Origin of the sequence: Leptolyngbya sp. AN10, from assembly GCF_050565645.1 — a bacterium.
Lineage (GTDB): Bacteria > Cyanobacteriota > Cyanobacteriia > Leptolyngbyales > Leptolyngbyaceae > Leptolyngbya.
The window spans coordinates 82,775-109,750 of record NZ_JBNXVP010000023.1 but is presented as its reverse complement, the minus strand read 5'-3'; the positions used below and the strand labels follow the sequence as shown (position 1 = coordinate 109,750).

The following is a 26,976-nucleotide window of genomic DNA, read 5'->3' as shown; positions in this document are numbered from 1 at the left end:
TTTAGGTGGATGGACGGGCTACAGCAGTCAGCGTCCTCCAGGAATTGCAACGATACTGCGTGGACTACAGCAGTTTGACTCCTTTTTTACTGGATGGAGTTTCAATCGAGATGTGTATACACGGTAGCTCCTTAAGGACGGGGAGGGATAGCGACAGGGCGTAAGCCCTAATCTCCCAAATCTCAAAACCGGAAACATGCAAACACCTCTTGTAGTCTATAATATCAATACGTGAGAAATTAAAGCCGTGAAACAAGTCCTGACACTATCCTGCAAGCTCCAAGTCGTACCGCAACAAGCATTTAAAATCGATGCCACGTTGCAAGCGTTTTGTGATGCTTGTGGATACGTGAATCAGGAAGTGCCCGAAAAGCTGACGAATGAGCTTGCAATGCAATCTCTCGTTTATCAGGAAGTACGGGCACGTTTCGGTCTTTCTGCCCAGCTTGCCATCCATGCGATTCGTCGGGTTTCTGGCAACCGCAAGACAGCAAAACAAACTGGTCATGCGGTGAAAGAGTTCCGTCCCACGTCTGCCACCTATGACGTGAGAACATTCAGCTTTCGCGAGAAAGACTGGACAGTTTCTCTCACTTTGAACGGCGGACGGGAGCGCTTTGGGTTGCATATCGGCAATTTCCAGCGCGGCAAATTGAAAGGACAAAATCCTAAATCTGCCACATTGGTTAAGACTCGCAAGGGTGAGTATTATCTGAACATTCAACTTGAATCGATGCCACCAGAGCCACCGAAGACCGATAAGGTTTTGGGCGTTGATTTGGGGCGTATAGACATTGCTGTTACCAGTGAAGGAGAAAAGTTTAGCGGCAAAGATATCACCCGTATTCGTGACCATCACGGCGACTTGAGAGCAAGCCTCCAACAGAAAGCCTCGAAAGGCACACGCAGCACGCGCCGTCGTGTACGGAATCTGCTGAAACGGTTGTCGGGGAAGGAGAAACGCTTTCAAAAACATACCAATCACGTCATCAGTTACCGACTGATCCAACACGCTAAAACAAATGGTTTGATGATTGCTTTGGAGGATTTGACTGGGATCAGAGAACGTACCAATCAGATGCCTCGAACTAAAACGGAGCGTCGTCGCTCGAATAGTTGGGCGTTCTATCAGCTTCGGGATTTTCTCGAATACAAAGCGATTCAGGCAGGCGTAAAACTGGGACTGATTGATCCTCGATACACTTCGCAAACTTGCCACCAATGCAATCACATTCACCCGGTTCGAGGTGAGTCCTATCGCAGTGGTAAGAAGTTTGCTTGCGGTCATTGTGGCTGGCAGGGTGATGCTGATTTGAATGGCGCGTTGAATATTGCAAAAATCGGGCTGTCTTTATCCCAGCCTGGAGGTTCAGCTATTGCTTGCTCGTTGAGTGGGCAACGGCTAGGGCTACTGAAATCCCCGTGCGTTCACGCCGGGGAAGGTTAAAGCCGTTCTGTTACTTTGAATTGCTGTGAATTCCATTACGCTCCAAGCGATCGACAAAACTCTCCTCCCCCAAGTCCTTGAACTCGATCTCATTTGTTTCGACGGACTTTGGACAGAAGAAGGATATCAGCGAGAAATCGACAGCCCGAATAGTGAACTGATCGCCATTACGATCGACAATCACCTGATCGGATACGGCTGTTTTTGGGCGATCGTTGATGAAGCGCACATTACGATTATTGGAATTCACCCGGATTATCAGCGGCAAGGATTGGGGAATTTGATTCTACTGGCGTTGCTCGATCGCGCCTGTCAACGCCAGATGAAACACGCTACATTAGAAGTCAGAATTTCTAATCAATCTGCGATTTCTTTATACGAGAAATTCCAGTTTAAAGTTGCAGGACAGCGTAAGAAATATTACGCTGACACAGGCGAAGATGCGCTGATTCTTTGGCGCGGTGAACTTCAAACGGCTGAATTTCAGAATACGTTGAAAGAAAAGTGGTTAGAAATCCGCGATCGGCTGGTTCAGCAACAACGAACACTTTGCGATCCCCACTCCCTGTTGAGTCTTGAAAGAATCCGCTTGACTAATCAATAAGGAATCGATAACAATCTGCCTTTGGTAGTAAATCACACAAATTGCAGCCGAAATTTCTATATGAGCGTTCGGTAATCCTCCCCTCTACCTGTTGCGATAGCTCGTAACCGGAAAGATCCACTATGCTAGAATCAGACCTACGCAGCAGGTGATGGAAATACGCCATGTTTGAACGCTTCACAGAAAAAGCCATTAAGGTGATTATGTTAGCCCAAGAGGAAGCACGCCGCTTGGGTCATAACTTTGTGGGTACAGAACAGATCCTCCTGGGTCTAATCGGAGAAGGAACGGGTGTCGCTGCCAAAGTTCTCAAATCGATGGGAGTCAACCTCAAGGACGCTCGCATCGAAGTTGAGAAAATCATCGGTCGCGGATCGGGCTTTGTCGCAGTGGAAATTCCCTTTACCCCACGGGCAAAGCGCGTCTTGGAACTATCACTTGAAGAAGCTCGCCAACTCGGTCACAACTATATTGGAACCGAACACCTGCTTTTAGGTCTCATCCGAGAAGGGGAAGGCGTTGCTGCAAGAGTTTTAGAAAACCTCGGCGTAGACCTCTCGAAAGTACGTACTCAAGTGATTCGGATGCTGGGTGAAACCGCTGAAGTCACTTCCGGCGGCAGCCAAGGTCGCACCAAAACCCCGACCTTGGACGAATTCGGCTCGAATCTCACCCAAATGGCAGCCGAAGGCAAACTCGACCCCGTGGTCGGTCGCCAAAAAGAAATCGAACGAGTCATTCAAATCCTCGGTCGGCGGACGAAAAACAATCCCGTGTTAATTGGTGAACCGGGTGTGGGTAAAACCGCGATCGCTGAAGGACTCGCCCAACGCATCGCCAATGATGATGTTCCTGACATCTTAGAAGACAAGCGCGTGGTTACGCTCGATATCGGTCTGCTTGTGGCAGGCACGAAGTACCGAGGTGAGTTCGAGGAACGCTTGAAAAAAATCATGGATGAGATCCGCTCTGCCGGAAATGTCATTCTGGTAATCGACGAAGTTCATACCCTAATCGGTGCGGGTGCAGCAGAAGGCGCGATCGATGCCGCCAACATTTTGAAGCCTGCCCTTGCCCGTGGTGAACTGCAATGTATCGGTGCAACCACGCTCGATGAGTATCGCAAACACATCGAACGAGATGCAGCACTCGAACGCCGCTTCCAGCCTGTGATGGTCGGTGAACCTTCGGTCGATGAAACGATCGAGATTCTCCGAGGCTTGCGTGAACGCTATGAGCAACACCACAAGCTAAAGATCTCAGACGAAGCACTCGAAGCCGCAGCGAAACTCTCGGATCGCTATATTTCAGATCGATTCTTGCCGGATAAAGCGATCGACTTAGTTGACGAAGCTGGATCGCGGGTGCGGTTGATTAATTCTCAACTGCCACCAGCCGCGAAAGAACTCGATCGCGAATTGCGTCAAGTCTTGAAAGATAAGGATGACGCTGTTAGATCCCAGAACTTTGATCGGGCGGGTGAACTGCGCGATCGAGAAATGGAAATCAAAGCAGAGATCAGAGCGATCGCTCAAACTCGGAAGTCGGAATCGACCGATGAGAATGCTTCTCCAGTCGTGGGCGAAGACGATATTGCTCAAATCGTTGCATCTTGGACAGGTGTTCCGGTGAACAAACTCACCGAATCCGAATCCGAGAAGTTGCTGCACATGGAAGACACGCTGCATACTCGCTTGATCGGTCAAGACGAAGCAGTGAAAGCCGTGTCCAGAGCAATTCGTCGGGCACGAGTTGGATTGAAGAATCCGAATCGCCCGATCGCGTCGTTTATCTTCTCCGGTCCGACTGGGGTTGGTAAAACCGAATTGACGAAAGCACTCGCAGCCTACTTCTTTGGTTCTGAAGAAGCGATGATCCGGTTGGATATGTCGGAATTCATGGAGCGCCACACCGTTTCTAAACTGATCGGTTCGCCTCCTGGATATGTTGGCTACAACGAAGGCGGTCAATTGACTGAAGCCGTTCGTCGTCGTCCTTATACGGTTGTGCTATTCGATGAAATCGAGAAAGCGCACCCCGATGTCTTCAACATGCTGTTGCAAATCTTGGAAGATGGTCGCTTGACCGATGCCAAGGGACGCACCGTAGACTTCAAGAACACGCTGCTAATCATGACCTCGAACATTGGTTCTAAGGTGATCGAGAAAGGTGGCGGCGGACTTGGATTCGAGTTCTCCACCGAGAACGAATCGGAATCGCAGTACAACCGGATTCGCTCTTTGGTCAACGAAGAACTGAAGCAGTACTTCCGCCCTGAGTTCTTGAACCGACTCGACGAAATCATCGTATTCCGTCAGTTGAACAAGGCAGAGGTCAAGGAAATTGCCGACATCATGCTCAACGATGTGTTCAAGCGTTTGAAAGAGCAAGGGATTACGCTGCAAGTCACTGAGCGATTTAAGGATCGGTTGGTTGATGAAGGCTACAACCCAAGTTACGGCGCACGTCCGTTACGTCGGGCGATCATGCGACTCCTCGAAGACTCGTTAGCAGAAGAGATTCTGTCGGCACGAGTGAAAGACGGTGATGTTGCAACCGTTGACGTGGATGAAAATGGACAAGTCAAGGTTCTACACGGTCAAGAACGTGAATTGTTGCCGCAAGCAGCAGAGTAGAATCTGACGATCGAATAACTTAAAGCAGTAGGAGACTTGAGTTTCCTACTGCTTTTTTGTTGCTTGAAAGATTTTTATTTTTTTAGAAAACATAGTTAACTCTCACCGTATAATACGTGCAAGTAAGAAATGGCTCTATTGTTTGATTCGTTCTGTGTGAAAGTTGAGAAGTAAACTGACCTATGGCAAGAAGTAGTTTTTTGGCTGATTTTCAAAAGTTCCTAATGCAAGGAAACGTGATTGACCTTGCAGTTGCTGTCATTATTGGTGGCGCATTTGGCAAAATTGTTGAATCGCTAGTTACAGATGTGATTACCCCTGCCATTTTGAGTCCTGCGATGAGTGCTCTAAATGTGAAAGGATTAGAAAATCTCGTCATCGGAGACGGTATCAAGATTGGACTTTTCTTAGCATCGATAATCAACTTTATCGTGATTGCTTTTTGTATCTTCTTGATCATCCGTGCGTTTGAGAAAGCAAAACGGAAATTTGTACGACAAGAAGCAGTTGAAGAAGCGGTGGCTCCTCCTGATCCAGTTGTGATGTCTCAAGAGCGGTTGACTGATGCGATCGAACGTCTCACCGCATCAATGAATCGATAATTTCAGAAATACGATCGCTCATTTTATAAGTGAGCGATCGTACTTTTTTAAGGCACTCGAATAAACACTTCTCGAATGAATTCTTCGTCTGTAATTTGTCGAGCTTGAAGACTCGCTTTTAAGGTAATGAGATCACTTCTTAACTTCCGTAGCTGTTCTAATTCGGAAGTAGGAGAAGGCGTGGGTGAAGGAGTTGAAGATCCGCCACGCGCATCATCATTGAGTCGTCTACGAACCGTGATTGTAGCGATTCCAGTAATCGGTAAACCGCGACTTCTTTGATAAGATTTGACCGCACTATAGGTCGCACGACGATAATTTCCAGACAGTTCTATCTCGGTATTTAATACTTTTTTCAAGTTGTCTTGCAAAATACGAACGGTTTTCTCGATCGCACTTCTCAATTGCGGTCCATCGTTTCCGGTTGCTGCCATATTGTTATCGATTTGATATTGCAAAATGGCGGCGCGAGTATAACCGTCAACATTGGCAAGTTGGCGCAGAGAAGTCACATTGCAATCGATCGCTCCTAAAATTTCGCGATCGCAAGCATTGACACTATTTCCTAATCCATCCAGTCCTCTCGGTCCAAGATAGTAGCCGAGTCCGTCTAGATTTTCCCTAAGATCTGCGAGTGAAGTAACTGGCATCTTCTAAACACTCCTTTTTCCTAATCGGCAGATGCGCGTGATTACAGTTACGATCATTGTGCAGCAAGAACGCTAGGCGAAATCCGTAAATAATTTGAAGCTAGAGGACTACGGTAAAATACGGGAAGTACGTTAAACGCGCCATGACACAAGAATCTAAAGTCGAAACTCCCGCTGTTGCTCCCTCAGATTCCACTCCGAAATGGAAAGTTTGGCTGGAGAACTTTCAGATTTTGGTGATTGCACTAATTTTGGCATTGCTTGTGCGATCGTACATTGCAGAACCACGCTTCATCCCTTCCGATTCGATGGTTCCGACTTTGGAAATTGGCGATCGCTTAGTCGTTGAAAAAATCTCTTACCGCCTGCATCCGCCCGAATTCGGAGACATTATTGTTTTTGATCCGCCGACTCAGCTTCAAGAGCTTGGATACGCGAAAGATCAGGCGTTCATTAAACGGATTATTGGCAGACCAGGACAAACGATCGAGATTAAATCCGGTAAAGTTTTCGTAGACAATCAACCGTTGCAAGAACCGTATATTGCTGAAAAGCCAAGCTATCAGATGCCCGCTGTGCAAGTTCCTGAAGGGAGCTACTTCGTTATGGGGGACAATCGGAACAACAGTAATGACTCTCACGTTTGGGGATTTCTGCCGCAAGAGTTTATCCTAGGTCGGGCTTGGTTTCGGTTTTATCCTATCGATCGACTTGGAAAAGTTTAAATCAATGAAGGTTAAGGGTTTGAGGGAGTCATAAAAGTGAGGGGGTATGATCTTGAATCACAGTCAGCTTCTCCGCTTGGGCATCCTCTGAATCGACGAATGCTTTGAGTAACGATCGTCAAAAAGCCGGGGTCATGACCCCGGCTTTCTAGATTAGATTTGCGTCATCTTGATTCAACAGCCATCTGGTCCACAGAAACTTCTCCCGTACAGAACCTCTGCTTCACAGAGATAGGCAATGCCCGCATAGTTGGTGAAAAACTCCAATGCGACTCGATCGGCAATCTTCTCAGCCATATCCCGATTTTCGGTCAGTATCTCGAACTTTATATTTGAATCGGTGTCAGCAGTGTTGGGTTTACCCGTAGAGCGCACATTGCGACTGCCTTTACCACCAGTCTCCACTACCGTGTAACCGGTTGCTCCGCATTCATCAATGATCTTGGCGACCTTTTTCAGCAAAACTTTTTCTGTAACGATGACGAGCTTGTTGGCAAGCTTGGACATATCGGTTATCTCCTTTATCTCCTAAGAGAGATGTACATTAATTTGATGAGTCTGCCGGGGTAAGAGAACATCGGCAGACTGAGACCTGCCTGGGATTAGAGACCGCCAAGCGCTTGGGCGAGACCAATAAAGAACGGGATACACAAGCCGATCGCAATTGGCGTACCGACGGCTGTGGACGCGCCGATATAGGCAGAAGGATTGGCTGAGGGGATACCGGCTCGCAACGTGGGCGGACCTGAGATATCTGAACTAGAGGAGGCAATGACAGCCAGGATCACGACACCACCCATGCTGAATCCCATCGTTCTGTGGGCAATCATGCCGAGACTGAAGGCGATTAGCCCATGCACAAATGGTGCTACCACACTATACACGACGTACCATTGGGCTACCTTGCGTAGTTCGCCAAGCCTTGACCAAGCCTCCATCCCCATGACCAGCATCAAAATCGAAAGCAAGCCACGAAAGGCGGGATCGTAGAAGCTTTTATAGACACTTTCTGGCTGAGCGAACAATCCAAGAGCGAGACCTAACAACATAGCCGATAATGCAGGACCCCGGAGGCTTTCCTGGATAATGGGCCAGATCTTGACCCGATTAGGTCGCTGCTGCTTGTCCTGCAAGGTCGGGTCGGCTGCTGCAAGACGCTGCTGCTTCTTGTTGAGGTAAATGTTGGCGACAACGATCGCAGTGACGAGCGCTGGGATATCCATGAAGGGATAGAGTGCGCCAGCCCATGCCTCGTATGAAATTTTTTGTTCTTCCAGTACCGTCAGACCGGCAGCCATGGTAGAGCCACTCACGGCACCAAACAAACCCCCAGTCGCGATCGCATCCACGGTTTGGACCTTCGGCAGCTTGGCTAATGTATAGCGTGCGATGAATACAATCAGAATCCCTGCTACTACAGCAAACAAGGCGGGTAATACCATGTCCGCCAGATTGGAATTGCGGATCGCAATCCCACCCGTCAAACCAATTTTGGTGAGCAGCATGAAGACGATGATCGTACAAATCGACTCTGGGATTACCAGTTCGCTACCAAGCGCGGCAATGACCATCCCACCAATCAAAAAGCTGAGGGTTGGGGACTGCAACTGCTTCACGAAGTCCATTAGAAAAAGAGACCAAAAATCCACGAATACCTCCTTGTGCCTCCTCTAATGAGGAGTATTGCAATGAATGAACTAAACGAACTCTGAAGAGCTGAAGAATGGAATCTGGCATCTGCGATCGCACACTCAGAGAAGTCTCAACAATAGACTGCCGAGAATGATTGCCGAGCGACTTCAAGCTCTGAAAAACTAAATCGTGCTGGTTAAATTGCTTGGATGCTTATAACTGTACGCTACTCTGGGTAGTAATACTTATGCGAGTGGTTAAGAAAAGATTTCTGTGTGTATAGAAATTTTTCTATGATCTTTAGTTCACCTGTCGAAGCAAAGTGACGAGCAAATGGAGCGGCTGAAATTTTCTCCTCAATCCCGATCGTGATTGCTGCAAACCGTTTTTCAGCCTAACAGACGATCGACAAGTTGCGAATCGTGAATACCAAAAAATTGCGGGTGAAAGAACATCTTCCACCCGTTGCAGATCAAATTATTCGTCGTTTAGCGTCACATCTGCAATGAAACAATGCACAGTTTCAGACATCTCAGCAGACTAGAGTTATAGTCGCTGAATTTAACTAACTGTAGCGACTCCAATTTCTTCAGGTGCGAGATACGGAGTCAAAACCTGACCGTCTTTGAACCAAATCACCCGACGAGTACAGCGAGCTACTTCCGGTTCGTGTGTCACCATAACGACCGTCATTCCACTCGCGTTTAACTCGGTGAAGATGCTGAGAATTTCTTGAGTTGTTGTAGAGTCGAGCGCACCTGTCGGCTCATCGGCTAGAAGCAGAACGGGACGATTGACGATCGCTCTTGCAATGGCAACCCGCTGCTGCTGTCCTCCCGATAGCTGAGTTGGCTTATTCTGCATTCGCTGTTCTAATCCAACTCGAATCAAAGCTTCTGTGGCTCGATCGCGTCTTTCTGCTTGTGGCACATTTGCATACACCATCGAACGACTCTCGCATTTGAGAATTTTTGCCGCAGAAATTCATTTTGGGGCGGGATTGGTTTCGGTTTTATCCTATCGATCGAAGGGGAGAAGTATAACGTTAAACTTCTTCATCGCTTGGTTGCTCTATCACAGAACACTCTACCAAAAGTGCTTCCAGGCTTTCAGGAAAATCTCCACGGGACACCATCTTTTCAAACACCTGATAGCAATCGTTTTTTGCTCCTTCTTTACGAGGGAAGCCGAGCCACAAAATGACGATCGCCTTTCTTTCCGATTGGTCAAACGCACGAAAAAATAAGCGATAACGTTCTGGTAAACCCATTTTCTTCATGCGTCCATACCGCTTGAGTCCGCCTGTTAAAGCAAAGTGACGCGCGAAGGGATCGGCTGAAATCTTCTCCTCTATTCCGATCGTAATCGCCGCAAATAGTTTGACGGTTGTATGAGTCTTAAACTCAGCCTCTGGAAGACGGTCTTTGAGTTTTGTAACACGATCGACAAGTTGCTGATACTGAACTCCAAAAAGCTGCGGGTGGAAGAAGATCTCCCACCCATTACAGATCAAATTACTCATCGTCTAGAGTCACACCCGCAATTAAATGATGCGCGGTTTCAGACATCTCAGCGGTGTAAGGCTGCAAATTCTTACTCTTAAGAGCTTCGGTCGTAATGAAATCAAGGAAAAGTTTCAGTACGATCGCATCGTTTTCTTCGTCAGGTTGTATCGCTGCGTGTATTGCTTCCCACGCCGCTAAGTTAATTTGTACAACGGCTTGACCATCAGCATTTGTGACGACTGTTGCCTGCTGTAAAGCTTCTGAGGCTTCAAGCATGATTCTGCTTCAGTAGGGATTGAACAGATTATAGCGTTGCAGTTGTAGCTTTATGGTCGCTTTGATTGATTCTCATCGGGTGAAGAGTCACGATCTCTCAATTCGATGAAGTCGATATCACCAATACTGCCTTCACTCTAATAACTTGTTAGTCCGCACAATTTTGTGACTGATCTGCTTAGTGCCTGGGAACACTGCAAGCGCAGACTAACAACTTCGCAACATGTTGACTTATGGACGACAAGCTACTTAAGAAATACCTTGAATATGCTAGTACCGAAGAGTCCTTTGCAGTTCTCTTTGTGAAAAAGCATCTCGCTCAAGCAAAAGGGTGTTGGGTAGATATTGTCGATTGCCGACGCTACGAGATGTCCTCGAATAATTTACATTTCAGATTCGTTGTAGGTGGTCTGTATAAGAGAAAAATACAACCTCAGTATCCATCAAAGTCTGTATGTACCATTAATGGCAAATTTGATGAACGCAGATATTACTTGATGGTACGAGCCATAACGTGGGAAACCGCACATAAGGACATTGAACAGCAAAAATCAAAGAACATAGCATCACGGAAATTCAAGATAACAGGTACAAGCTACGATAAAAATCGAAGCAAAAAAGGCTTTTTCCGGGAGGATGCACCACCGGAAATAAAGGATCTTGCAAATAATCTTAACGATCGTACAAGCCCACTGTGGGATAGAGCCTTGCAATACGCCAACAAGCCAGAGTTTGTTTATGAGATTAAGAAAGTTCACATTAACTAGCAGGACGACTAGCAATTCAAACGCAGCGGACAGTTGGAAGCTGTTGGTGCTGAGTTTGAGATTACCTGCCATCGCTGATTTGAACCGTTATCTCATTCGATCGCTTAACAATGCTCAAAAGCCTGCTTGATTGAAGTGGTTGTCCGTCGTCAGTGCATCTAGAATTCCTCGCTCTTGCATCACAACAAATGACACACAGTCAATCAGTCCCCATTCTTTGTCGATGCGATGCTTAAACAGGTTGAAAGCAGCGTTGTAGAGTTCACTTGAGAATGGAACAATTTCGACGTTGGGATCAGAGTTTAACGATTCGAGAAGCCGAGTTGCTGCAACTCTATACCGTTGTTTCGATAGCGCATTCCCAATTTCCAAAAGGATTGCTTGAGTTGTCACAAGGCGATCGCCAGCGTTTTCGATTTGACTTGCAAGTTTAACTGCTTTTGCGTGGTTTCGGTCAGTCGTTGCAGACAGAGCAATGGCGAATGAGGTATCTAGAAAAATTTCAGTCATTTTCCTGAATCTCATCGCCATACAAATAGTGGTCTAGATTGGTTGACCAGTCTGGAGCACCTTGTAGCTGAAGAGATTTAGCAGTCTCAAGAAACGATCGAGGTTTTTTTGACGGTTCCGGCACAACGCTCTCAACAATGATTCGCACTCGTGTCCCAGCTTCTAAGTTTAAAGGCACTGCTGGACGTAGAGTATTGCCATCAAAGACAGCTTCCACGGTTTGAATCATTGTCGTACTCACAATTACGAATGCCTTCAGTATATCGGCTTAACTGCTAGTGCTGAGATTCTACAAAACGATCGCCGTTCGCCAAAACCTGAAACAGCGATCGTTCTTATTTGAACTAGCCCACAGTCGCAACTCCAACTTCTTCGGGTGCAAGATACGGTGTTAGAACTTGCCCATCTTTAAACCAGATCACCCGACGAGTACAGCGAGCTACTTCCGGTTCGTGTGTCACCATGACGACCGTCATGCCGCTTGCGTTTAATTCGGTGAAAATGTTGAGAATCTCTTGAGTTGTTGTAGAGTCAAGTGCTCCAGTCGGCTCATCAGCGAGAAGTAGAACGGGACGATTGACGATCGCTCTCGCAATCGCGACCCGCTGCTGCTGTCCTCCAGATAACTGAGTTGGCTTATTCTGCATTCGCTGTTCTAGTCCGACTCGAACCAAAGCTTCGGTTGCTCGATCGCGTCTTTCTGCTTGCGGCACGTTGGCATACACCATCGGCAGCATCACATTTTCGAGCGCAGTTAATTGTGGCAATAGATGGAATTGCTGGAACACGAAGCCGATCTTTCGGTTGCGAATGTGAGCTAAAGCGCGATCGTCGAGTTGCGCTACATCTTCGCCATCTAAGTAATAGCGTCCGGCAGTGGGTCGATCGAGACATCCGATAATGTTCATCATCGTGGACTTGCCCGATCCAGAGGCTCCCATAATCGCGCAGTATTCGCCCTGTTCCACGGTGAGATCGACTCCTGCGAGCGCATGAACGATCGTTTCTCCAATCCCGTAGACTTTGGTAATTTCTTCCAATCGGATAATCGTAGATTGCGGCATGATTAAGCACTCCGGAGGGCAACAATCGGATCGAGTTTGGCAGCTTGACGGGCAGGAATCACACCGAATCCAAGTCCGATCGAACCGGATACGCCCACTGCAAGAATAATCGCGGCAGGAGAAACGATCGCTTCAAGTGGAGAAACCGCTGCAACAATCACAACGCCTCCAACCCCGATGATCGTTCCAATCAAGCCACCCGCAGCGGAAAGAATCACAGCTTCGATCATGAACTGAGTCAGAATGTCATTTCCAGAAGCCCCGATCGCTTTTCTCAGTCCAATCTCTGAGGTTCTTTCAGTCACGGAAACCAGCATGATATTCATAATTCCGATGCCACCAACTAAGAGAGAGACTCCAGCGATCGCGGCTAACATTGCGGTTAATCCACCTGTAATCGTGCCGACAATTTGCAGAATATCTTTCTGAGTTTGCACCGTGAAATCATCTTCATTCACGATTTTGTGTCGTCGTCTCAGCAAGTTCGTAATCTGAAATTCTGCCGCTGGAATACTCGCTTCATCTCTAGCAGACACCGAAATAAAAGTGAGATCCAAGCCATACGGAGAAGTTCGTCCGGTTAACGTACTCGCCATCGTGGTTAAAGGAACGTAAGCCGCATCGTCTTGGTTGCTACCGAGAAACGATCCTTTTGCCTGCAAGACACCGATGATTTTGAAGCTGACATTTCGGATACGGATCTCTTCCCCGATCGGGTTTTTATCTCCGAAGAATCGGGTTGCTAAATCCGCGCCCAACGCCACAACGCGCTGATTTCGCTTCAAATCCATATCGGAAATAAACCGCCCTCTCGCGACATCAAAACTCCGAACCGGAAGAAATTCTGGGGTCGCTCCGACGATCAGCGAGGATGAATTCCGGCTGCCATAAACGACCGGAAACTGAGCGCTTTTCTGAGCCGCAACGCCGCCAACTGAGGGAAGCTGTTCTGCGATCGCTTTTGCATCTTCCCAAACCAGCGTTCTCGGTAAGTTCGTCGTCCGCTGTCGTGCCTGTCCGCTTCCTGGAGTCACAAACAGCACATTCGGACCTAATGATTCAAACTGCTCAGAAGCTAACTTTTGCGCCCCTTGTCCAATTCCGATCATCGCAATCACTGACGCATTCCCAATCACCATGCCCAACATGGTTAAACTACTGCGGAGTTTGTTGGCGGTGAGCGTCTTTGCCGCCATTTTTAAGCTTTCACCAAAATCCATCTCTGATTAGCCCTGGTTATTTGTATTGTCGATTTTTTGACCTTCTGGCGGCTGAACGAAAATGCGATCGCCCGGTTTAATCCCATCCAGAATTTGAGTTTCATCATCAAAACTCAATCCGGTCGTCACTCTTTGGAACCTCGGTCTATTATTTTCGCCCGGAACCCAAACGCCCGTTTGTCCTCGTTGTGTCGAAAGTGCGGCAGTTGGAACGACCAGCGTACTCGGAATCGAATCGCCTAAGAAACTGACATTGGCATTCATTTTCGATTTCAGTTTGTCGCGCCCGGTCAGAATATCAATCCGCACCGAGAAAGAAGTCACATCTCGTTCCGTCACCGCTTCCGGTGCAATGAGTCGAACTCGTCCTTTAAATGTCTCTTCCGGATACGCATCGACTCGGATATCGACTTCCTGACCGCGTTTAATCTGTCCGATATCGACTTCTGGCACTTTCGCCCGGACTTCTAAACCGCTCGCTAAAGCAAATACTGAGGTCGAAGCAGAACCATCTGCGCCTGCGGTAGCTTGCGTCGTCGGAGTCACGAATGCGCCCACGGTCGCGTAACGCTGCGTGATCACACCAGAGAAAGGAGCGCGAATAAACGTATCTTCTAAGCGGTTTTGCACTTGTTCAAGTTGCGCTCTTGCAGAAGCTAACTGCGCCTCAGATTGCCGAATTTCTTCCGGTCGTGCCCCGTTTTGCCGCTGCTCTAGCTGCTGAGTTACCTGGTTCAATTGTGCCTGTGCTTGACTCAATTGCGCTCTGGCTTGACTCAAAGTTTGATTGGCGTTCTGTTCGCGGCGGATAAATTCATCTAAGGAGTTAGTTGCGATCGCACCTTGATCCGCCAATTCCCGCTGTCGTCGCGTTTGAGTCCGAGCAAAATCAACCGCTGAATTCGCATCAGCAACCAATCCTTCAACCCGGCGAATTTCACCTCTTGCCCGTTCCACTTCTGCCTCTGCCTGCCGAATCTCTTCAACACGAGTTCCGGCTCTGAGTTGGTCTAATCTCGCCTCGGCTTCCGCGACTCGTGCCCGCGCCTGATTGAGTTCCGCCTCAACATCCTGACCTTCCATTCGAGCAACAACTTGCCCCTGAGTCACCTGATCACCTTGATCAACCAAAAGTTGAGCAATTTTCCCAGCGGTTTTTGGGCTGAGATTCACCGTCCGAATCGGAATGACCTCCCCGCTGGCTGCGATTCGAGTCGTCACAGTCTTTGATTCCACCGATATTGTGGCGGTTTCCTGACGAGGGGCAAGCTGACGTGAAACGAGAAAAGCACCCCCCGGAATTGCGATCGCACCCGACACCAAAAGCGCCAATAGCCAGCGACTCGAAGACTTACCAACTTTGCCAAAAAAAGGAACTTGCATGGAACAAACTCACCCAACTAATAAGGGAGCGAAGCAATGAAAATAATGAAGCGATGACATATAAACTCTTCATGAAGACGACGATCGATGTCCGAAAGATTCCTGAGATCGTCATTTACGGAGCTATATGAATCTCTTATTTACAAATTTTAACGCGCTTTTCGCTGGGGGCAGCAGTGCGGTTGACCCTACCGCAAGATTGGTTCTATCCGCTCTACACTGCGATAGATTTCAATATCGGAATATCGAAACCCCCAAAAGGCGCAATTCTAACTGTTGATCTGCCCTCGATCGCGGGAAATCTTAAGATTGTCAGTTGCACAAACTGACGGAGACCGGATTAGAAATCAGTATCATAGGCATAGTGTTATTGCTGACGCAATGCCAGAGATGCTAAGAAGAAGTTCTATGGATTGCCGTATTTTTCAGTATGGCATTTTCATAGGAATTCAAGAGACTCCGAAAATCGCGCAACCTGGATAAGTTTTTTGTAAACCAGCAAAAAAGCGTTCGGATTCTTGAAAGTCAGCCTGCATTCAGTACAATAAGCGACTGATTGCTTTTGCCCTCAGCCTGTGACGATGACAGCCTATGAGTCCTTTGCCAAACCGCCCACTCCAGCCTCCTAAATCTTATGCCGCTGAAAATGCGGCTGAAGGCTCTGCTATGCCCCAATCCTCAGACGCATCTGAACCGAAACCTCCCACTGCCCAGCGTCCCCTGGTTCGCCCGGTGGCACGCCCTCAACCTGCGGCTCCAACTCCTGCTCCGCCTCCCGTTGCTGAAAAGCCACCGGGACCGGAACCGGAACCAGAGGAGGTGTTTGATCCCGCCAGTTTGAGACAGCAACCGATTCCCGCACCAAGCGAGCCGATGCAGTATCGTGCGATCGGTCTATTACGCGGTCGCTATACCGCCTCGGAAGAACAATTCACCCGTGGCGAAATGAAGACAGCCGATGGAACCACGATCGAAGCAGTGTTGCTGGGTCGAGTGATGAGTTTAGTGAAAAACCATCTGGATCTCGAACAAGAGCATCTCTGGGTGGTGTATCCCCGCACTCGCGAGAAACAAGAAGATTTGCACGTGCAGATTGTCGGGGTTTGGGAGCCTGAAAACCTCAGCAAGCCCGAAGAAGAGACCGAAGAGACTGAAGCACCTGGTTATCTGCCTTCTTCGGAGGTCGAAGATAACTACTTCTCGATTCGTGGCGAAGTGATTTTCCACACGCCTGAAGAGAAATCTGTGGTGGTGAAGATTAATCAAGCCCCACGCAAGAAAGACGACAAAGCGAAGTCTTTCAAGCTGAAACTCAACGGGGAGCTAACCGGAAAAGTGGTTGGCTATTTCTGGGAGTTGAACGTGCACCGTGAAGGACCCGATCTCGTGATCAAGAGCGCGAAATCGATCGGTATGATTCCACCCCGGAAGAAGACGAAAGAAGAGCTTGCAAGGGGTCGATCGTTTGGTCGTCCGGGGGGTCGTCCGGGTGGCGGTGCTGGTGGACGCAGACCGTTTAGCCCACGTCCGGGAGGTGGCGATCGCGATCGCAGACCTCCGAGCCAGTCGGCTCAACCAGAAGCACCCCGGAGGACGGAACCTCTACCTAAGCCTGTGAAGCGTCGGGCTGAAAGTAGTACAGATAACGCAGTCAGTGAATCATAGGTTGAGTGGGGCGGTCTTCGGGTCGCCCCTATTTATTTTTTTAGATGAATCCTGCGATCGCGTCGAGTAATGCGTTCGGTTCATCAACGCGAATTAAGTGACCGCTATTCTCAAAAATTCTCAAATCCGAATTTGGAATCGCTCCAGCAATCTCTTCAGAAAATTCGGGCGGGCAAATCCAATCGTGCCGACCTGCGATCACCAAAGTCGGAACGGTAATTTTATGGAGTTGATCGAGAACGTTGTAAGAGCGCAAAAATCCGCCAAAGGCTTCGTTGATCGCATCGATCGATAAAATGGTTCGTGATTTTACAGTCTTATTTGGATCAGCCGTATACGAATAGAGCGAGTGCAGGATGCGGAAATATTCGCCTAGTTGTTCCTCGGATTCAAAGTTACCGTTCCAGAGATATTCGGAGATCGCGATCTGTTCCGGTGTGCCGCGTTCTTTGAGAATTTCCTGAGCGCGTTTGAGAAAGCGAAAATCGGGAACAGTGGCAATGACGATCAAGTGTGAAAGATTCTGCGGATAGCGAGTTGCATAAGTGAGCGCAATCATTCCGCCGTAAGAACCACCGATCGCAATAATTTTTCCCAGTCCCAGATGTTGCCTGAGTGCTTCCATATCCTCGACATTTTCATCGAGCGTGTATTTGGATTTGTCGCCTCTTGCCGATCGTCCTTGTCCCCGATGGTCAAAGTAGACGAGTTGCATTTTGTCGCTTAATGCTGAGAACGTTGGCTTGTATGAACTGTGATCGGCTCCGGGTCCACCGTGAATCAGAAACGCGATCGGCTTTTCGCGCATTCGATCGCCGTCTGGAACCAGTCCAGCGCCTTCGATATCGAAATAGATTTGCGTCCCTCGAATGTTTGCGAACATAACCTATAAAGATTGGAACCAAGAGCGCAGCGATCGTACCGCTTCAATTTCGTCTTCTTTCGCTTGTTCTAAGAAAGCATACAGTCGCTCTTTCGGAACTTGAGGAAAAGTTGGACTAGCTTCTACTTCAACATACTGACCGGATTGAAGTTGATAAATTCGCCAGATTTCACCATTAAAGCGCCAGAATTCGGGCACTCCAATGCTGGAATAAAACTGATTTTTGGCAATGTCGGTGTGAGTGATATCGACTTCAACGACGAGATCGGGTGGTGGATCTTCAGCGAAGTTAATCGATCGACCTTTCACCAATGGTTGGTTTTGAATGTAGTAGGCGTTGTCTGGCTCTGCCCCTTTTCGTAAATCTGGATAGTTCATCGTGGTTGAACCCATCGTTTTCACTCGCATTCCGAGCAGTTCAACCAGCGTTAAGATAAATCGCTCAATCAAACGACCGAAGAACTCATGAGCTTCTAAAGGCATGGTAATCTCCAGCGTCCCATCGTCGTAAGTCAAGCGAGATCCACGCGATTCGGGCAGCGCGGACAAAATTTGTAAGTATCCTTCCCAAGTTAAATCTCGAAAAACGACCCGCTGCTCTCCGATTTGCGGCTTTGATGCTGTAATCGCCATACAACTCTCCTAGCACTCTGCGTTCAGTTTAACTGCCTCGCATATCTTGAGGGATAAAGGTTCGATCGACAGGAATCGGTGCAACGGCTTCGGTTAAGGTAAACGTTCCAGCTTCGATCCAGCTTTTCAACTCTAAGGCAACTTGGCGAGAAAGATAAATGCTGGCAAGGGGAGCGACTCGGACGGACTTTCCATCGATCGTTAAACGTCCGGATTTTAACTGAGCGTAACTGACCAATCCAAAGGTGGGACGGACGCGACGGGGAATCGAGAAATCTACGATCGGTGCAACGAGATCTTTATCACGAACAGCACAACGCACGATTACTTCTTCACTCAGCACAGGTAACGGAATTCCAACACCGAGCATTAAAGAAGATCCATATCCGCGAAAATAGCAACCTCGAACCCATCTGGCATCCATTTGTTTCGCATCTCCAATCAGTGCCAATGTCGAAGCGGGACCGATCGGGGTTCGATTGGGCAAACGTTTTTGAAGTGGGAAATGCTGTGTTCCTTCCCAAGCCACGTAACCGATTCCGCCACCGAGAAAGATTCGCGATCCGATTCCGATGAGTTGCAGATCTGGATCGTTTAATAAAGGAGAGATTGCGCCTGGATTGGAAAAGACGGCATTTCCGAGTTGGGGTTGGAGTGCGCCTAGATACGTGAATAAAGGTCGATCGCCGCCATTTACTCCAACGATAAAATTTTGATAGAGATTGCGCGGATTGAAAAGATAAAACTGATTAATCGTGTCGCGGGTAATTGTAGTTTCAAACGACGATCGAGGATAACAGTCGGTCACTTGTCCGATCGCTCTTAAATTCACTGATTTTCCCGCGATCAAATCTTCGATCACATGACCGCCACCGCGTTGTCTTTGTCGAACTTCTGGCGATTCTCGATCGTCATTATCGAGCGGTTCGCTCCCAGTCGGATATTCCACCAACTGAGACGCACCCAAATACAAATCCACTGCTCCAAATCCCGCATACGCAGGCACTCCATCGATCCAGCATTGTCGAATTTTGATCGGCGGATCAGTCTGTCCCAAATTCAGAATTGCGCCCGAAGCTTCCATCGGCTCAAACGTCCCGGTCGTGACAATATCGACCCATTTCGCCGTTTCTGCGACTCCCATTTCTGCGACTTGGGCTTTCACTTCTTCAACGGTGCGAACGATCGCTTGACCGCGCTCAATTTTTTGATTAATTTCGGCAAGAGTTCGCATACTGGTGAAAGAGTTGGGGCAATAGAATTATGCAAAATACGCGGCTGAGTACGATCGTGGATACGACCGCAGGACAATTGAATCAGTTTTTTCGCAATCCTTGGCGGCGCACGTCTTTGCTCATTATCGGATTACTCTTGGGCTTTTTCTTAGGAAGTGCGATTTCTACCAGTGCTGGACAAAAAGCAGAACTCGACATTGTTGAGGCGTTCTTTATTTTGCTAGGAACCGAAGCGGTGAGCCGATTCACCTACGGAGGTAATTTACGATTCCGCCGAATGCTGATTGCTGAGGTGTTGAACGCGCTTAAGCTTGGATTGATTTACAGCTTATTTCTCGAAGCGTTCAAACTTGGAAGTTGACGATCCTCTAGAGGGAAGAAACGCGATCGCGCTCACCCGTTAAAATAACAATCGGGCGAATTGCTCAAGTGAGAACACACAATGAAAGACTCTGGAGAATCCCATGACAGAAATTAACTGCGCTGAGATGTGTCAAAACGGCTGTGTTCTGGGCGATGAATGCCCAAATCGCGAATATACACAGCAAGCCAGTCAGTTTATCAGCGATACGCCACTCGATCAAATGCTTGCGATCGCAGAAGAATCGGCACGGAAAAGAGCGCTGGAGCGAATGTCAGCACCAACTCAGTGGATTCTTCCTGAAGATTAGCGCTTCCTGCCGCCAGGTTAGATTATTAGGCTGGCGGCAATCGGTCGAACGCTTCTGGCTCAACATCAGGCACTTTTGCCAAAACTGCTTCATATTTTGCTCGACTGCCTCGTTTTGCTAAAGATTCCAAATAGCTTTCTGTGGTTAAGGCAGCAATTTTTTCTGCAACGGCAGTCGAAATAAATTGATCAACCGAGATCCCATCCTGTTTCGCAAGTTCTTGTAAGCTTTTGTAGAGAGAATCAGGAATTTGAACATTTAGATTGCTCATTGCAAGGCTCCAATCGATCGTAAAAACTGCGCGGGTGTCTCTGTCCTTAGTCCAAACTGTTCAATTCCCACAAAGTCGCGGGTATTGTATGTCACTACGCTATCACATCCAGCTTTAACAGCAAGTTCCAGCACCATATCGTCTTTGGGGTCAGGCAAAAAGGGTCGCCATAGGAAAAAGATTTCATGACGAGTTGCGACGGAGCAATGAAACTCAATCACATCCTCAACATCCATCGCCGTAAGATTCAGGTTAGGAAGTTCTCGCAACAACACCTCTTGATACTCTAGAACTAGGGGGACAGAGAGGTGAATTCCAAACTGTCCTGTACCTACGAGTGATAAAAGACTAAAAGCGCTTCCACGATTTGATCGTAATCCAGAAACAATCACGTTCGTATCTAGAACAATTTGCGGAACTGCCATGAGCGATCGCTAAACTGGAAGGTCTTTACGAGGATTGAAGGTTTCTGCCTGACGCAATTTCTCGTACAGTTCGCGTTCTTGTTCGCTCAACTCTTTCGGAATGACGATCGCAATTTCGACAATTTGATCGCCTCGATCGCCATTTGCATCGGGATAGCCTTTATTCGCCAGTCGTAATCGCTGTCCCGATCGGACTCCTGCGGGAATCACCATTTTCACCAAACCGTCTAGAGTGGGCACTTCGACAGGCGCACCCAAAACTGCTTCACTCGGTGTAATTGGCAATTTGCAGCTAATATCTAAGCCTTCAAGTTTGAAGAATGGATGCGGTGACACTTCGATTTTGAGATACAGATCGCCACCGTTCACGCCTTGTTCTCTCAGGCGAACTTTTTGCCCTGTGATCATGGCGGGCGGCATATCGACTTCTAGCGATCGACCATCTTCGAGCCGAATTCGCTCCCGTCCACCAGAATAAGCCTTTTCTAATGGAACGGTTAATCGGGCTTCTGCATCCCGTTTCGGTTTCGGAGGTCTGACCGTGTAACTCTCTTTCGTGGTTCTTGGACGAAATGGATCGGGTTCTTCTCTAGGTGGAGGGGGCGACGCAGTGCGAACGGTTTGAGTCGTTCGGGTTTGCGTTGGAATGGGATCGAATTCTGGCTCCGGTGCAGATGTCCTTTTATTGAGAACTTCCTCAAAAAAATCGTTGAACGTCCTAAATTTGCCATACGTCGCTTTATCGTCTCGTCCACTTCTGAACCCTTGTTGTTTCCAGAAGCCGCCATATCGGTCGTATTCCGATCGCTTTGCCGGATCAGAGAGAACCCCGTAGGCTTCACCGATCGCTTTAAATTTATCTTCTGCTGCTTTATTTCCGGGGTTGAGATCCGGGTGATATTGCCGCGCCAAACGTCGATACGATCGCTTAATTTCATCAGCCGACGCATCATTCGCAACGCCCAAAATCTCGTAATAATTGCGGAAACTTTGCATAGGAAAACAGCAGTAGAAAAGGTAGGGAGAAAGCTCAGGGACTAGAGTGTAACACTGTTTCCAAGATTCAGCGCACTTCTCTTCGTCCCGGATAGTCTACAGCCAATCGTCTTCGTCATCCCAGTTATCTTGCTGATAGTTGGGACGGTTTGGACGTTTGCGGGGAGTGTCATCGCGACGGGTACGATCGTTGTAATAATCCGAGTCGTAATCCGATTGACCACGAGCAGGATCGCGACGGGGCGGATCAGAATCGTCGCTGCGTCGGGGAGTGCGATCTTGGCGAGGGCTGCCGTAATCGTAGTATTCGGAATCGCGGCTTGAACGGTCACGGGTAGAGGAATCGTCGTAAGGGCTTCCGTACGGATCAGAAGTCCGACGAGGTGGCGGGCTGTTGAAATCGGAATCGCGGGGAGTTGAGCGACCTCCAGAGCCATAATCATCACGAGGAGTCGATCGACCCCTTGAACCATAATCAGAACGACCGGAACCGTAATCGTCGCGAGGTGTTGATCTTCCACTAGACCCAAAATCGTCACGAGGAGTCGATCGTCCTCCAGAACCGTAATCGTCACGGGGAGTCGATCGACCTCCAGAACTATAAGGATCGTTATAGGTATCTCGGCTTGGATAATTTGGGCGATAGGGCGGTTCAGGAGCCGGATTTAGCGCGTATCCGCTGCGTCCACCGCTCCAGTAATCATCTCGGTAATCGCGGCGATTGTCGTAATAGTAATCGTCGTCATCTTCGAGGAAGAAGTCTTTGATCGATTTGAGAATGCCGCCTTCGCCTTCTTCGAGTCGGTTTTGCTCGTAGACTTCACGTTGCAGATCGTAGAGCGCGTCTTTTAGATCTGCTTCCGCGATATCAATTCCTCGATCGTCATTATTTGCCAGTGCTTCCCGAAGTCGTTGAACCTGCGGCTCGATCCGGTTGCGATACGATGAAACGAATTGGAAACCGAAATCTAAAGTCGCTTCTCGCAATTGGCGTTCAGCCTGATAAGTCATGGCTTCGGCACGATTGCGCTTCTCGACTTTTTCTTTCTTCAGATCATCCAGTTCAGCGTATCGCTTCGCATCTTCGATCATTTGTTCGATTTCAGCACCGCTCAAGTTTGACGCGCCTTGGATTGTGATGCTTTGTTCGCGTCCGGTGGTGCGATCCATCGCGGTCACTTGCAAAATGCCATTGGCATCAATATCAAACGCCACTTGAACTTGAGGAATTCCACGCGGTGCGGGAGGAATGCCCATGAGCTTGAAGCGTCCCAAAGATTTGTTGCCCGAAGCCATCGATCGTTCACCTTGAAGAACGTGAACTTCGACAACAGTTTGATTGTCTTCGGAAGTTGAAAAAGTATCTGATCGACGAGTGGGAATCGTTGTGCCACGAGGAATCAGCGTCTTCATAATTCCGCCAATCGTTTCGAGTCCGACTGAGATCGGAGTGACATCGAGTAAGAGAATGTCTTTCACCTCGCCCGCGAGAATTCCAGCTTGAATCGCGGCTCCAACGGCAACGACTTCATCCGGATTCACGTTTTGATTCGGTTCGAGATTGATCAACGCTCGAACCACTTCTTGTACCATTGGCATCCGGGTTCCGCCACCGACCAAGACCACTTCATCAATGTCGCGTGGAGACAGTCCCGCATCTCGAAAGGCTTCTCTCAAGGGATTTCTCAAGCGAGAAAGAAGATCTTCACACAAGCCCTCAAACTGCGATCGAGTTAATCGTGCATTCAAGTGTTTCGGACCATCTTGATCCGCTGCAATAAACGGCAAATTAATTTCTGTCACGCCCACGCCAGAAAGTTCGATTTTCGCTTTTTCTGCCGCTTCGGTGAGTCGCTGTAAGGATTGACGTTCTTTACGTAGATCGATTCCTTCCTGTTCTAGAAACTGTTCTGCAAGCCAGTTGACGATTTTTTTATCGAATTCGGCTCCCCCTAACTGAGTATCGCCGCTCGTCGCCTTCACTTCAAATACGCCATCACCGACATCCAGAATCGAGACATCGAACGTACCGCCGCCGAGGTCAAACACCAGAATCGTTTCGCTTTGAACTCGATCGAGTCCATACGCTAACGATGCCGCAGTCGGTTCATTCAGAATCCGCTTCACTTCTAATCCGGCAATTCGTCCCGCGTCCCGTGTCGCCTGCCGTTGAGCATCATTAAAATAAGCAGGAACGGTAATCACTGCGCCGGTAACAGGTTCGCCCAAATAACGTGCGGCTTCATCGGCTAATTTTTTCAAAATAATCGCCGAGATTTCTTCAGGCGCAAAATCCCGCTTTAATCTGGGGCATTTCAGCTTAATATTGCCCGACTCATCTTTGCGAATGGTGTAAGGAACGCGCTTGGATTCGGGACTGAGTTCGCTATACTTGCGCCCCATGAAGCGTTTTACTTCAAAAAATGTATTTTGTGGGTCCATCACTGCCTGACGACGAGCCATTTGTCCGACCAAACGTTCATCGTCTTTATTTACGCCAACTACCGACGGCGTAGTTCTCATCCCTTCGGCATTGGCGATGACTACTGGCTTACCGCCCTCCATGACTGCCACGACCGAGTTGGTTGTTCCCAGGTCAATCCCAACGACTCTACCCATTCGCTTTTCTAGCCTGCGATCATAAGGTTTTCTGGACTTATTCTATCTTGTCACTTCCACATCCGCTGTTCAGCCTGATCAGATGTGTCGATCGAAGCTTGATAATTTTAGCGGAATCAGTCGGAATGATATTAATAGCGTGTGAAAGTAAAAGTGCTATGAAATGGATTCCTGCTTTATTTGGCGTTCTGGTGTTGTTTGGAGAAACCCAAGCGGTAGCGGTTCCTGATTGGCGATCGACGGCTGAAATTACGTTGTCTCAACCGCAAACGAATCAAATTCGACTGGTGGTACGTCCAAAGGCGCGGCGAGTTTTTGTATATGAGGGCAACGTGATTATTGCAAATTATGCGATCGCGGTTGGGAAAAAAGGCTGGGAAACGCCGCCAGGAGAATATCAGGTGTTTTCAAAAGAAGTGAATCCAGTTTTCAAGAATTTTAGAACAGGCAAAATTATTCAGCCAGGTCCAAATAATCCTTTGGGAGTTCGCTGGATCGGGTTTTGGACGGATGGCAAAACTCAACTTGGATTTCACGGCACGAACGAACCGGAACTGATCGGGCAAGCGGTATCACATGGCTGTATTCGGATGCGGAATAAAGATGTCGTCGCGCTGTTTGAAAAAGTGTCGATCGGAACGCCTGTGATTGTTGAATGATAATCTAGATGTACTATTGCCGGGAGTTTTGCCATGACAACCGAAGTTCTGAAGCGATTGTTCACGGTCGCGCAGTATCACCGCATGATGGAAGCTGGAGTTTTCCAAGAAGGCGATCGAGTGGAATTAATTCGAGGAGAAATTGTTGAGATGACACCAATCGGAACGAGACACGCAGCAGGTGTCAGACGGCTAACTCACTTGTTTTTCAGAAAATTTGGAGATCAAATCATAATTTCTGGTCAGAACCCAGTTGAAGTGGACGAATATTCTGAGCCTCAGCCTGACATTGCACTGCTCAGACGACGAGATGATTTCTATGTTTCTGCACATCCCACTCCGAACGATGTATTTTTGCTCATCGAGGTTTCAGATTCAACGATTCGGTACGATCGCACAATTAAAATTCCACTCTACGCGGAAGACAACATCACTGAAGCTTGGATCGTTGATGTGAATGCAGAATTAGTTGAAGTCTATCGGCAGCCGAGTGCAAGTGGATATCGATCACTTCAGACCTATATGCGCGGTCAATCGATCGAGCTTTTAGCCTTTCCTGGAGTTGCGATCGCAGTCGATGAAATTTTAGGATAAAGTCTGCTGGCTGAAAGATGAGAGTGTTTGAGAAGTAATCGTTCATCGCATTCACCCGCCCGGAAATAAATCTCCGGGCTGATCGGGGGAAGCCCACTAAACTGGGCTAAGAACTTCGGATTGCGCTCCCAGTCCGCTTCAGCGGGGTTCCCTCTATTAGCCCGGAGATTCATTTCCGGGCGAACTCGCAACGCAGCAAAGCCGCTTTTTATCCTTCTCAAACACCATCTGAATCGAAGGATTGACAATTGCCTGGTGCGATATGTAATCTAAGCTGTCCGTAATTAGATGGGTGTAAATTAATGCTCAAGTTTGTAAGCAATTTTTCAGGATTGATGATCGGATCAACGGTTGCATTTCTTGGAATTTCGAGTTTGATTCCTGCGATCGCAACTGCGCCAACTCCTCCACAACTCGATCGAGCAGTTTTAGGCGGCAAACCGATTCATGTTTTAAGTATGACCCGGAGCGGCGATCGCGTCTTAATTCGCTGCTATCCAGGTCAGCAACCAAAACTTACGGTCCAAACCAGAACCGATGGCGTGAAAGAAGGATTGTTAGTCTGCGGAAATTAGACAATTTCTAAAGAAGGGCAGATCACTCTGGAGAATTTTGTAGGGAACTGTTTCTGCCCTGAGAACGCCAGCGTTTTACTAAGTTTGTAACCTGATAGATTCCAAAGCTGAAAAGTCCAATCACCAAAAGTCCTGCAATTACGGGAAAAGTGATCGCTAAGACAGAAAGTAATGTTGCGATCGCTAATTCCACCGCTGCAAAAATCGGATTGGTCAATCCACCAGATGCCGCTGTCGAAGTGCCCCGCAATAGATTGGTGAGCAATTTTGTAATTCCAGCCGTTCCGCCACCCGCAACGATCGCTAATGTCCATTGAATTAATGGATTCATATCTGGAGCAACTGAGGCGGCAACAACAGTTCCAGCCACGATCGCGGCAGGTGTAGCGAGAAAGTCTAGAGCGTGATCAAACCAGGGGATTGAATAGCCAATGATTTCGAGAACACTCGCGATCGCAAACAGATCAAACGCCTGAATGCTCTCAATCCAATCGAAATCAGTCGGCAAATCATAATGTCCAAAGACTGAAACACCACTTAAAACTAATAGTGGAATAAATACACGAAATCCAGCCGCAGCACTTAAGCTAATTCCTAAAAGCAGTTCAATGATTGTATTGAATGTGAAATCCACGGGTTTGCCCTCAATGCCACTTTTAGTGTAGAAGTCGATCGAGATTGATCAACTCTGCTAACCGAATCAGATCGAGTCGAGATATCCCATCCAGA

The 26,976-nt window shown here is 48.1% G+C and carries 31 protein-coding genes; 12 read left to right on the top strand and 19 right to left on the bottom strand.

All coding sequences use genetic code 11. The features are described 5' to 3' along the window. Positions 1-247 precede the first annotated feature (247 nt). From ACQ4M5_RS27310 to mscL, 4 genes are all read left to right on the top strand, one after another. Complete coding sequence (locus ACQ4M5_RS27310; protein ID WP_430678907.1) at positions 248-1,447, top strand: RNA-guided endonuclease InsQ/TnpB family protein; 1,200 nt, start codon at positions 248-250, stop codon at positions 1,445-1,447. Between the two features lie 25 nt (positions 1,448-1,472). Further along, positions 1,473-2,051 carry a ribosomal protein S18-alanine N-acetyltransferase gene (rimI, locus tag ACQ4M5_RS27305; RefSeq protein WP_430678906.1) on the top strand — a complete coding sequence of 193 codons (579 nt, stop codon included), beginning with the start codon at positions 1,473-1,475 and terminating at the stop codon, positions 2,049-2,051. Between the two features lie 164 nt (positions 2,052-2,215). After that, positions 2,216-4,687 carry an ATP-dependent Clp protease ATP-binding subunit gene (locus ACQ4M5_RS27300; protein ID WP_430678905.1) on the top strand — a complete coding sequence of 824 codons (2,472 nt, stop codon included), beginning with the start codon at positions 2,216-2,218 and terminating at the stop codon, positions 4,685-4,687. A gap of 182 nt (positions 4,688-4,869) precedes the next feature. After that, positions 4,870-5,289 (top strand): large conductance mechanosensitive channel protein MscL, encoded by a 420-nt coding sequence (mscL, locus tag ACQ4M5_RS27295; RefSeq protein ID WP_430678903.1) that lies wholly within the window; start codon positions 4,870-4,872, stop codon positions 5,287-5,289. Between the two features lie 47 nt (positions 5,290-5,336). On the opposite strand, the gene ACQ4M5_RS27290 is transcribed toward mscL, so the two are convergent. Next, positions 5,337-5,939: a peptidoglycan-binding domain-containing protein gene (locus tag ACQ4M5_RS27290; protein WP_430678902.1), complete on the bottom strand. Its 603-nt coding sequence runs from the start codon at positions 5,937-5,939 to the stop codon at positions 5,337-5,339. 143 nt (positions 5,940-6,082) lie between these two features. Between ACQ4M5_RS27290 and lepB the strand changes: the two genes are divergently transcribed. Then, entirely contained in the window at positions 6,083-6,664 is a 582-nt protein-coding gene (lepB, locus tag ACQ4M5_RS27285; protein WP_430678901.1) for a signal peptidase I, read from the top strand. Between the two features lie 174 nt (positions 6,665-6,838). On the opposite strand, the gene ACQ4M5_RS27280 is transcribed toward lepB, so the two are convergent. The 5 genes from ACQ4M5_RS27280 to ACQ4M5_RS27260 all read right to left on the bottom strand — a co-directional run bounded on the left by ACQ4M5_RS27280 (position 6,839) and on the right by ACQ4M5_RS27260 (position 10,077). Beyond that, a complete protein-coding gene (locus ACQ4M5_RS27280; protein WP_430678900.1) occupies positions 6,839-7,171 on the bottom strand; it encodes a P-II family nitrogen regulator in 333 nt (110 codons plus the stop codon). 95 nt (positions 7,172-7,266) lie between these two features. Next, the gene (locus tag ACQ4M5_RS27275) at positions 7,267-8,313 is read right to left on the bottom strand and encodes a sodium-dependent bicarbonate transport family permease (protein WP_430678899.1); all 1,047 of its coding nucleotides are present in this window, start codon (positions 8,311-8,313) and stop codon (positions 7,267-7,269) included. A gap of 544 nt (positions 8,314-8,857) precedes the next feature. After that, a complete protein-coding gene (locus tag ACQ4M5_RS27270; protein ID WP_430678898.1) occupies positions 8,858-9,241 on the bottom strand; it encodes an ABC transporter ATP-binding protein in 384 nt (127 codons plus the stop codon). A gap of 100 nt (positions 9,242-9,341) precedes the next feature. Further along, the gene (locus tag ACQ4M5_RS27265) at positions 9,342-9,818 is read right to left on the bottom strand and encodes a type II toxin-antitoxin system YhaV family toxin (RefSeq protein ID WP_430678896.1); all 477 of its coding nucleotides are present in this window, start codon (positions 9,816-9,818) and stop codon (positions 9,342-9,344) included. After that, complete coding sequence (locus ACQ4M5_RS27260) at positions 9,811-10,077, bottom strand: hypothetical protein (protein ID WP_430678895.1); 267 nt, start codon at positions 10,075-10,077, stop codon at positions 9,811-9,813. Before ACQ4M5_RS27260 ends, ACQ4M5_RS27265 begins: the two co-directional genes overlap by 8 nt. Positions 10,078-10,310: 233 nt before the next feature. Between ACQ4M5_RS27260 and ACQ4M5_RS27255 the strand changes: the two genes are divergently transcribed. Continuing rightward, complete coding sequence (locus ACQ4M5_RS27255; RefSeq protein ID WP_430678894.1) at positions 10,311-10,844, top strand: hypothetical protein; 534 nt, start codon at positions 10,311-10,313, stop codon at positions 10,842-10,844. Between the two features lie 114 nt (positions 10,845-10,958). Here the strand turns inward: ACQ4M5_RS27255 and ACQ4M5_RS27250 are convergent, their stop codons facing one another. The 5 genes from ACQ4M5_RS27250 to ACQ4M5_RS27230 all read right to left on the bottom strand — a co-directional run bounded on the left by ACQ4M5_RS27250 (position 10,959) and on the right by ACQ4M5_RS27230 (position 15,021). Beyond that, positions 10,959-11,354: a type II toxin-antitoxin system VapC family toxin gene (locus tag ACQ4M5_RS27250; protein ID WP_430678893.1), complete on the bottom strand. Its 396-nt coding sequence runs from the start codon at positions 11,352-11,354 to the stop codon at positions 10,959-10,961. Next, positions 11,347-11,583 (bottom strand): antitoxin family protein, encoded by a 237-nt coding sequence (locus tag ACQ4M5_RS27245; protein ID WP_430678892.1) that lies wholly within the window; start codon positions 11,581-11,583, stop codon positions 11,347-11,349. Before ACQ4M5_RS27245 ends, ACQ4M5_RS27250 begins: the two co-directional genes overlap by 8 nt. A 115-nt stretch (positions 11,584-11,698) precedes the next feature. Continuing rightward, entirely contained in the window at positions 11,699-12,418 is a 720-nt protein-coding gene (locus ACQ4M5_RS27240) for an ABC transporter ATP-binding protein (protein ID WP_430678891.1), read from the bottom strand. Positions 12,419-12,420: 2 nt separating this feature from the next. Continuing rightward, entirely contained in the window at positions 12,421-13,638 is a 1,218-nt protein-coding gene (locus ACQ4M5_RS27235; protein ID WP_430678890.1) for an ABC transporter permease, read from the bottom strand. A gap of 6 nt (positions 13,639-13,644) precedes the next feature. Next, the gene (locus ACQ4M5_RS27230; RefSeq protein WP_430678889.1) at positions 13,645-15,021 is read right to left on the bottom strand and encodes an efflux RND transporter periplasmic adaptor subunit; all 1,377 of its coding nucleotides are present in this window, start codon (positions 15,019-15,021) and stop codon (positions 13,645-13,647) included. A gap of 591 nt (positions 15,022-15,612) precedes the next feature. On the opposite strand from ACQ4M5_RS27230, the gene ACQ4M5_RS27225 reads away from it, so the two are divergent. After that, the gene (locus tag ACQ4M5_RS27225; protein WP_430678887.1) at positions 15,613-16,686 is read left to right on the top strand and encodes a hypothetical protein; all 1,074 of its coding nucleotides are present in this window, start codon (positions 15,613-15,615) and stop codon (positions 16,684-16,686) included. A 40-nt stretch (positions 16,687-16,726) separates the two neighbouring features. Here the strand turns inward: ACQ4M5_RS27225 and ACQ4M5_RS27220 are convergent, their stop codons facing one another. From ACQ4M5_RS27220 to ACQ4M5_RS27210, 3 genes are read right to left on the bottom strand one after another with little or no spacing between them, the layout of a single operon-like run. Beyond that, positions 16,727-17,569, bottom strand: coding sequence for an alpha/beta fold hydrolase (locus tag ACQ4M5_RS27220; protein WP_430678886.1), 843 nt, complete (start codon positions 17,567-17,569; stop codon positions 16,727-16,729). Between the two features lie 3 nt (positions 17,570-17,572). After that, positions 17,573-18,202: a Uma2 family endonuclease gene (locus tag ACQ4M5_RS27215; protein ID WP_430678885.1), complete on the bottom strand. Its 630-nt coding sequence runs from the start codon at positions 18,200-18,202 to the stop codon at positions 17,573-17,575. 28 nt (positions 18,203-18,230) lie between these two features. Beyond that, positions 18,231-19,436, bottom strand: a complete 1,206-nt coding sequence (locus ACQ4M5_RS27210) for a homocysteine biosynthesis protein (protein WP_430678884.1) — start codon at positions 19,434-19,436, stop codon at positions 18,231-18,233. A 29-nt stretch (positions 19,437-19,465) separates the two neighbouring features. Between ACQ4M5_RS27210 and ACQ4M5_RS27205 the strand changes: the two genes are divergently transcribed. Together ACQ4M5_RS27205 and ACQ4M5_RS27200 are read left to right on the top strand one after the other, a co-directional pair. Then, entirely contained in the window at positions 19,466-19,798 is a 333-nt protein-coding gene (locus tag ACQ4M5_RS27205; RefSeq protein WP_430678883.1) for a DUF565 domain-containing protein, read from the top strand. A gap of 103 nt (positions 19,799-19,901) precedes the next feature. Beyond that, positions 19,902-20,108, top strand: a complete 207-nt coding sequence (locus ACQ4M5_RS27200) for a hypothetical protein (RefSeq protein ID WP_430678881.1) — start codon at positions 19,902-19,904, stop codon at positions 20,106-20,108. 25 nt (positions 20,109-20,133) lie between these two features. Here ACQ4M5_RS27200 and ACQ4M5_RS27195 read toward each other — a convergent pair whose 3' ends face one another. The 4 genes from ACQ4M5_RS27195 to dnaK all read right to left on the bottom strand — a co-directional run bounded on the left by ACQ4M5_RS27195 (position 20,134) and on the right by dnaK (position 24,419). Then, positions 20,134-20,379 (bottom strand): hypothetical protein, encoded by a 246-nt coding sequence (locus tag ACQ4M5_RS27195; RefSeq protein ID WP_430678880.1) that lies wholly within the window; start codon positions 20,377-20,379, stop codon positions 20,134-20,136. Then, positions 20,376-20,804 (bottom strand): putative toxin-antitoxin system toxin component, PIN family, encoded by a 429-nt coding sequence (locus ACQ4M5_RS27190; RefSeq protein ID WP_430678879.1) that lies wholly within the window; start codon positions 20,802-20,804, stop codon positions 20,376-20,378. Before ACQ4M5_RS27190 ends, ACQ4M5_RS27195 begins: the two co-directional genes overlap by 4 nt. 9 nt (positions 20,805-20,813) lie before the next feature. Beyond that, positions 20,814-21,800, bottom strand: coding sequence for a DnaJ C-terminal domain-containing protein (locus ACQ4M5_RS27185; RefSeq protein ID WP_430678878.1), 987 nt, complete (start codon positions 21,798-21,800; stop codon positions 20,814-20,816). A 96-nt stretch (positions 21,801-21,896) separates the two neighbouring features. Beyond that, positions 21,897-24,419, bottom strand: coding sequence for a molecular chaperone DnaK (gene dnaK / locus ACQ4M5_RS27180; protein ID WP_430678876.1), 2,523 nt, complete (start codon positions 24,417-24,419; stop codon positions 21,897-21,899). A gap of 158 nt (positions 24,420-24,577) precedes the next feature. On the opposite strand from dnaK, the gene ACQ4M5_RS27175 reads away from it, so the two are divergent. The 3 genes from ACQ4M5_RS27175 to ACQ4M5_RS27165 all read left to right on the top strand — a co-directional run bounded on the left by ACQ4M5_RS27175 (position 24,578) and on the right by ACQ4M5_RS27165 (position 26,247). Beyond that, complete coding sequence (locus ACQ4M5_RS27175) at positions 24,578-25,078, top strand: L,D-transpeptidase (RefSeq protein WP_430678875.1); 501 nt, start codon at positions 24,578-24,580, stop codon at positions 25,076-25,078. Between the two features lie 33 nt (positions 25,079-25,111). Then, on the top strand, positions 25,112-25,672 hold the full coding sequence (locus ACQ4M5_RS27170; RefSeq protein ID WP_430678874.1) for a Uma2 family endonuclease: 561 nt from the start codon (positions 25,112-25,114) through the stop codon (positions 25,670-25,672). Positions 25,673-25,974: 302 nt separating this feature from the next. Beyond that, on the top strand, positions 25,975-26,247 hold the full coding sequence (locus tag ACQ4M5_RS27165) for a hypothetical protein (RefSeq protein ID WP_430678873.1): 273 nt from the start codon (positions 25,975-25,977) through the stop codon (positions 26,245-26,247). A gap of 22 nt (positions 26,248-26,269) precedes the next feature. Here the strand turns inward: ACQ4M5_RS27165 and ACQ4M5_RS27160 are convergent, their stop codons facing one another. After that, a complete protein-coding gene (locus tag ACQ4M5_RS27160; RefSeq protein ID WP_430678871.1) occupies positions 26,270-26,881 on the bottom strand; it encodes a DUF4126 domain-containing protein in 612 nt (203 codons plus the stop codon). Positions 26,882-26,976 lie beyond the last annotated feature (95 nt).

What these genes read in the sequence shown, in the direction of transcription:
- ACQ4M5_RS27230 (WP_430678889.1), bottom strand. Translation starts at nt 15,021, where the DNA reads ATGCAAGTTCCTTTTTTTGGCAAAGTTGGTAAGTCTTCGAGTCGCTGG.
- ACQ4M5_RS27240 (WP_430678891.1), bottom strand. Translation starts at nt 12,418, where the DNA reads ATGCCGCAATCTACGATTATCCGATTGGAAGAAATTACCAAAGTCTAC.
- ACQ4M5_RS27175 (WP_430678875.1), top strand. Translation starts at nt 24,578, where the DNA reads ATGAAATGGATTCCTGCTTTATTTGGCGTTCTGGTGTTGTTTGGAGAA.
- ACQ4M5_RS27260 (WP_430678895.1), bottom strand. Translation starts at nt 10,077, where the DNA reads ATGCTTGAAGCCTCAGAAGCTTTACAGCAGGCAACAGTCGTCACAAAT.
- ACQ4M5_RS27255 (WP_430678894.1), top strand. Translation starts at nt 10,311, where the DNA reads ATGGACGACAAGCTACTTAAGAAATACCTTGAATATGCTAGTACCGAA.
- ACQ4M5_RS27215 (WP_430678885.1), bottom strand. Translation starts at nt 18,202, where the DNA reads ATGGCGATTACAGCATCAAAGCCGCAAATCGGAGAGCAGCGGGTCGTT.
- ACQ4M5_RS27300 (WP_430678905.1), top strand. Translation starts at nt 2,216, where the DNA reads ATGTTTGAACGCTTCACAGAAAAAGCCATTAAGGTGATTATGTTAGCC.
- ACQ4M5_RS27235 (WP_430678890.1), bottom strand. Translation starts at nt 13,638, where the DNA reads ATGGATTTTGGTGAAAGCTTAAAAATGGCGGCAAAGACGCTCACCGCC.
- ACQ4M5_RS27165 (WP_430678873.1), top strand. Translation starts at nt 25,975, where the DNA reads ATGCTCAAGTTTGTAAGCAATTTTTCAGGATTGATGATCGGATCAACG.
- ACQ4M5_RS27290 (WP_430678902.1), bottom strand. Translation starts at nt 5,939, where the DNA reads ATGCCAGTTACTTCACTCGCAGATCTTAGGGAAAATCTAGACGGACTC.
- ACQ4M5_RS27200 (WP_430678881.1), top strand. Translation starts at nt 19,902, where the DNA reads ATGACAGAAATTAACTGCGCTGAGATGTGTCAAAACGGCTGTGTTCTG.
- ACQ4M5_RS27250 (WP_430678893.1), bottom strand. Translation starts at nt 11,354, where the DNA reads ATGACTGAAATTTTTCTAGATACCTCATTCGCCATTGCTCTGTCTGCA.
- ACQ4M5_RS27280 (WP_430678900.1), bottom strand. Translation starts at nt 7,171, where the DNA reads ATGTCCAAGCTTGCCAACAAGCTCGTCATCGTTACAGAAAAAGTTTTG.
- ACQ4M5_RS27265 (WP_430678896.1), bottom strand. Translation starts at nt 9,818, where the DNA reads ATGAGTAATTTGATCTGTAATGGGTGGGAGATCTTCTTCCACCCGCAG.
- ACQ4M5_RS27210 (WP_430678884.1), bottom strand. Translation starts at nt 19,436, where the DNA reads ATGCGAACTCTTGCCGAAATTAATCAAAAAATTGAGCGCGGTCAAGCG.
- ACQ4M5_RS27220 (WP_430678886.1), bottom strand. Translation starts at nt 17,569, where the DNA reads ATGTTCGCAAACATTCGAGGGACGCAAATCTATTTCGATATCGAAGGC.
- ACQ4M5_RS27205 (WP_430678883.1), top strand. Translation starts at nt 19,466, where the DNA reads ATGCAAAATACGCGGCTGAGTACGATCGTGGATACGACCGCAGGACAA.
- ACQ4M5_RS27225 (WP_430678887.1), top strand. Translation starts at nt 15,613, where the DNA reads ATGAGTCCTTTGCCAAACCGCCCACTCCAGCCTCCTAAATCTTATGCC.
- ACQ4M5_RS27185 (WP_430678878.1), bottom strand. Translation starts at nt 21,800, where the DNA reads ATGCAAAGTTTCCGCAATTATTACGAGATTTTGGGCGTTGCGAATGAT.
- lepB (WP_430678901.1), top strand. Translation starts at nt 6,083, where the DNA reads ATGACACAAGAATCTAAAGTCGAAACTCCCGCTGTTGCTCCCTCAGAT.
- ACQ4M5_RS27270 (WP_430678898.1), bottom strand. Translation starts at nt 9,241, where the DNA reads ATGGTGTATGCAAATGTGCCACAAGCAGAAAGACGCGATCGAGCCACA.
- ACQ4M5_RS27245 (WP_430678892.1), bottom strand. Translation starts at nt 11,583, where the DNA reads ATGATTCAAACCGTGGAAGCTGTCTTTGATGGCAATACTCTACGTCCA.
- ACQ4M5_RS27190 (WP_430678879.1), bottom strand. Translation starts at nt 20,804, where the DNA reads ATGGCAGTTCCGCAAATTGTTCTAGATACGAACGTGATTGTTTCTGGA.
- ACQ4M5_RS27170 (WP_430678874.1), top strand. Translation starts at nt 25,112, where the DNA reads ATGACAACCGAAGTTCTGAAGCGATTGTTCACGGTCGCGCAGTATCAC.
- mscL (WP_430678903.1), top strand. Translation starts at nt 4,870, where the DNA reads ATGGCAAGAAGTAGTTTTTTGGCTGATTTTCAAAAGTTCCTAATGCAA.
- ACQ4M5_RS27195 (WP_430678880.1), bottom strand. Translation starts at nt 20,379, where the DNA reads ATGAGCAATCTAAATGTTCAAATTCCTGATTCTCTCTACAAAAGCTTA.
- dnaK (WP_430678876.1), bottom strand. Translation starts at nt 24,419, where the DNA reads ATGGGTAGAGTCGTTGGGATTGACCTGGGAACAACCAACTCGGTCGTG.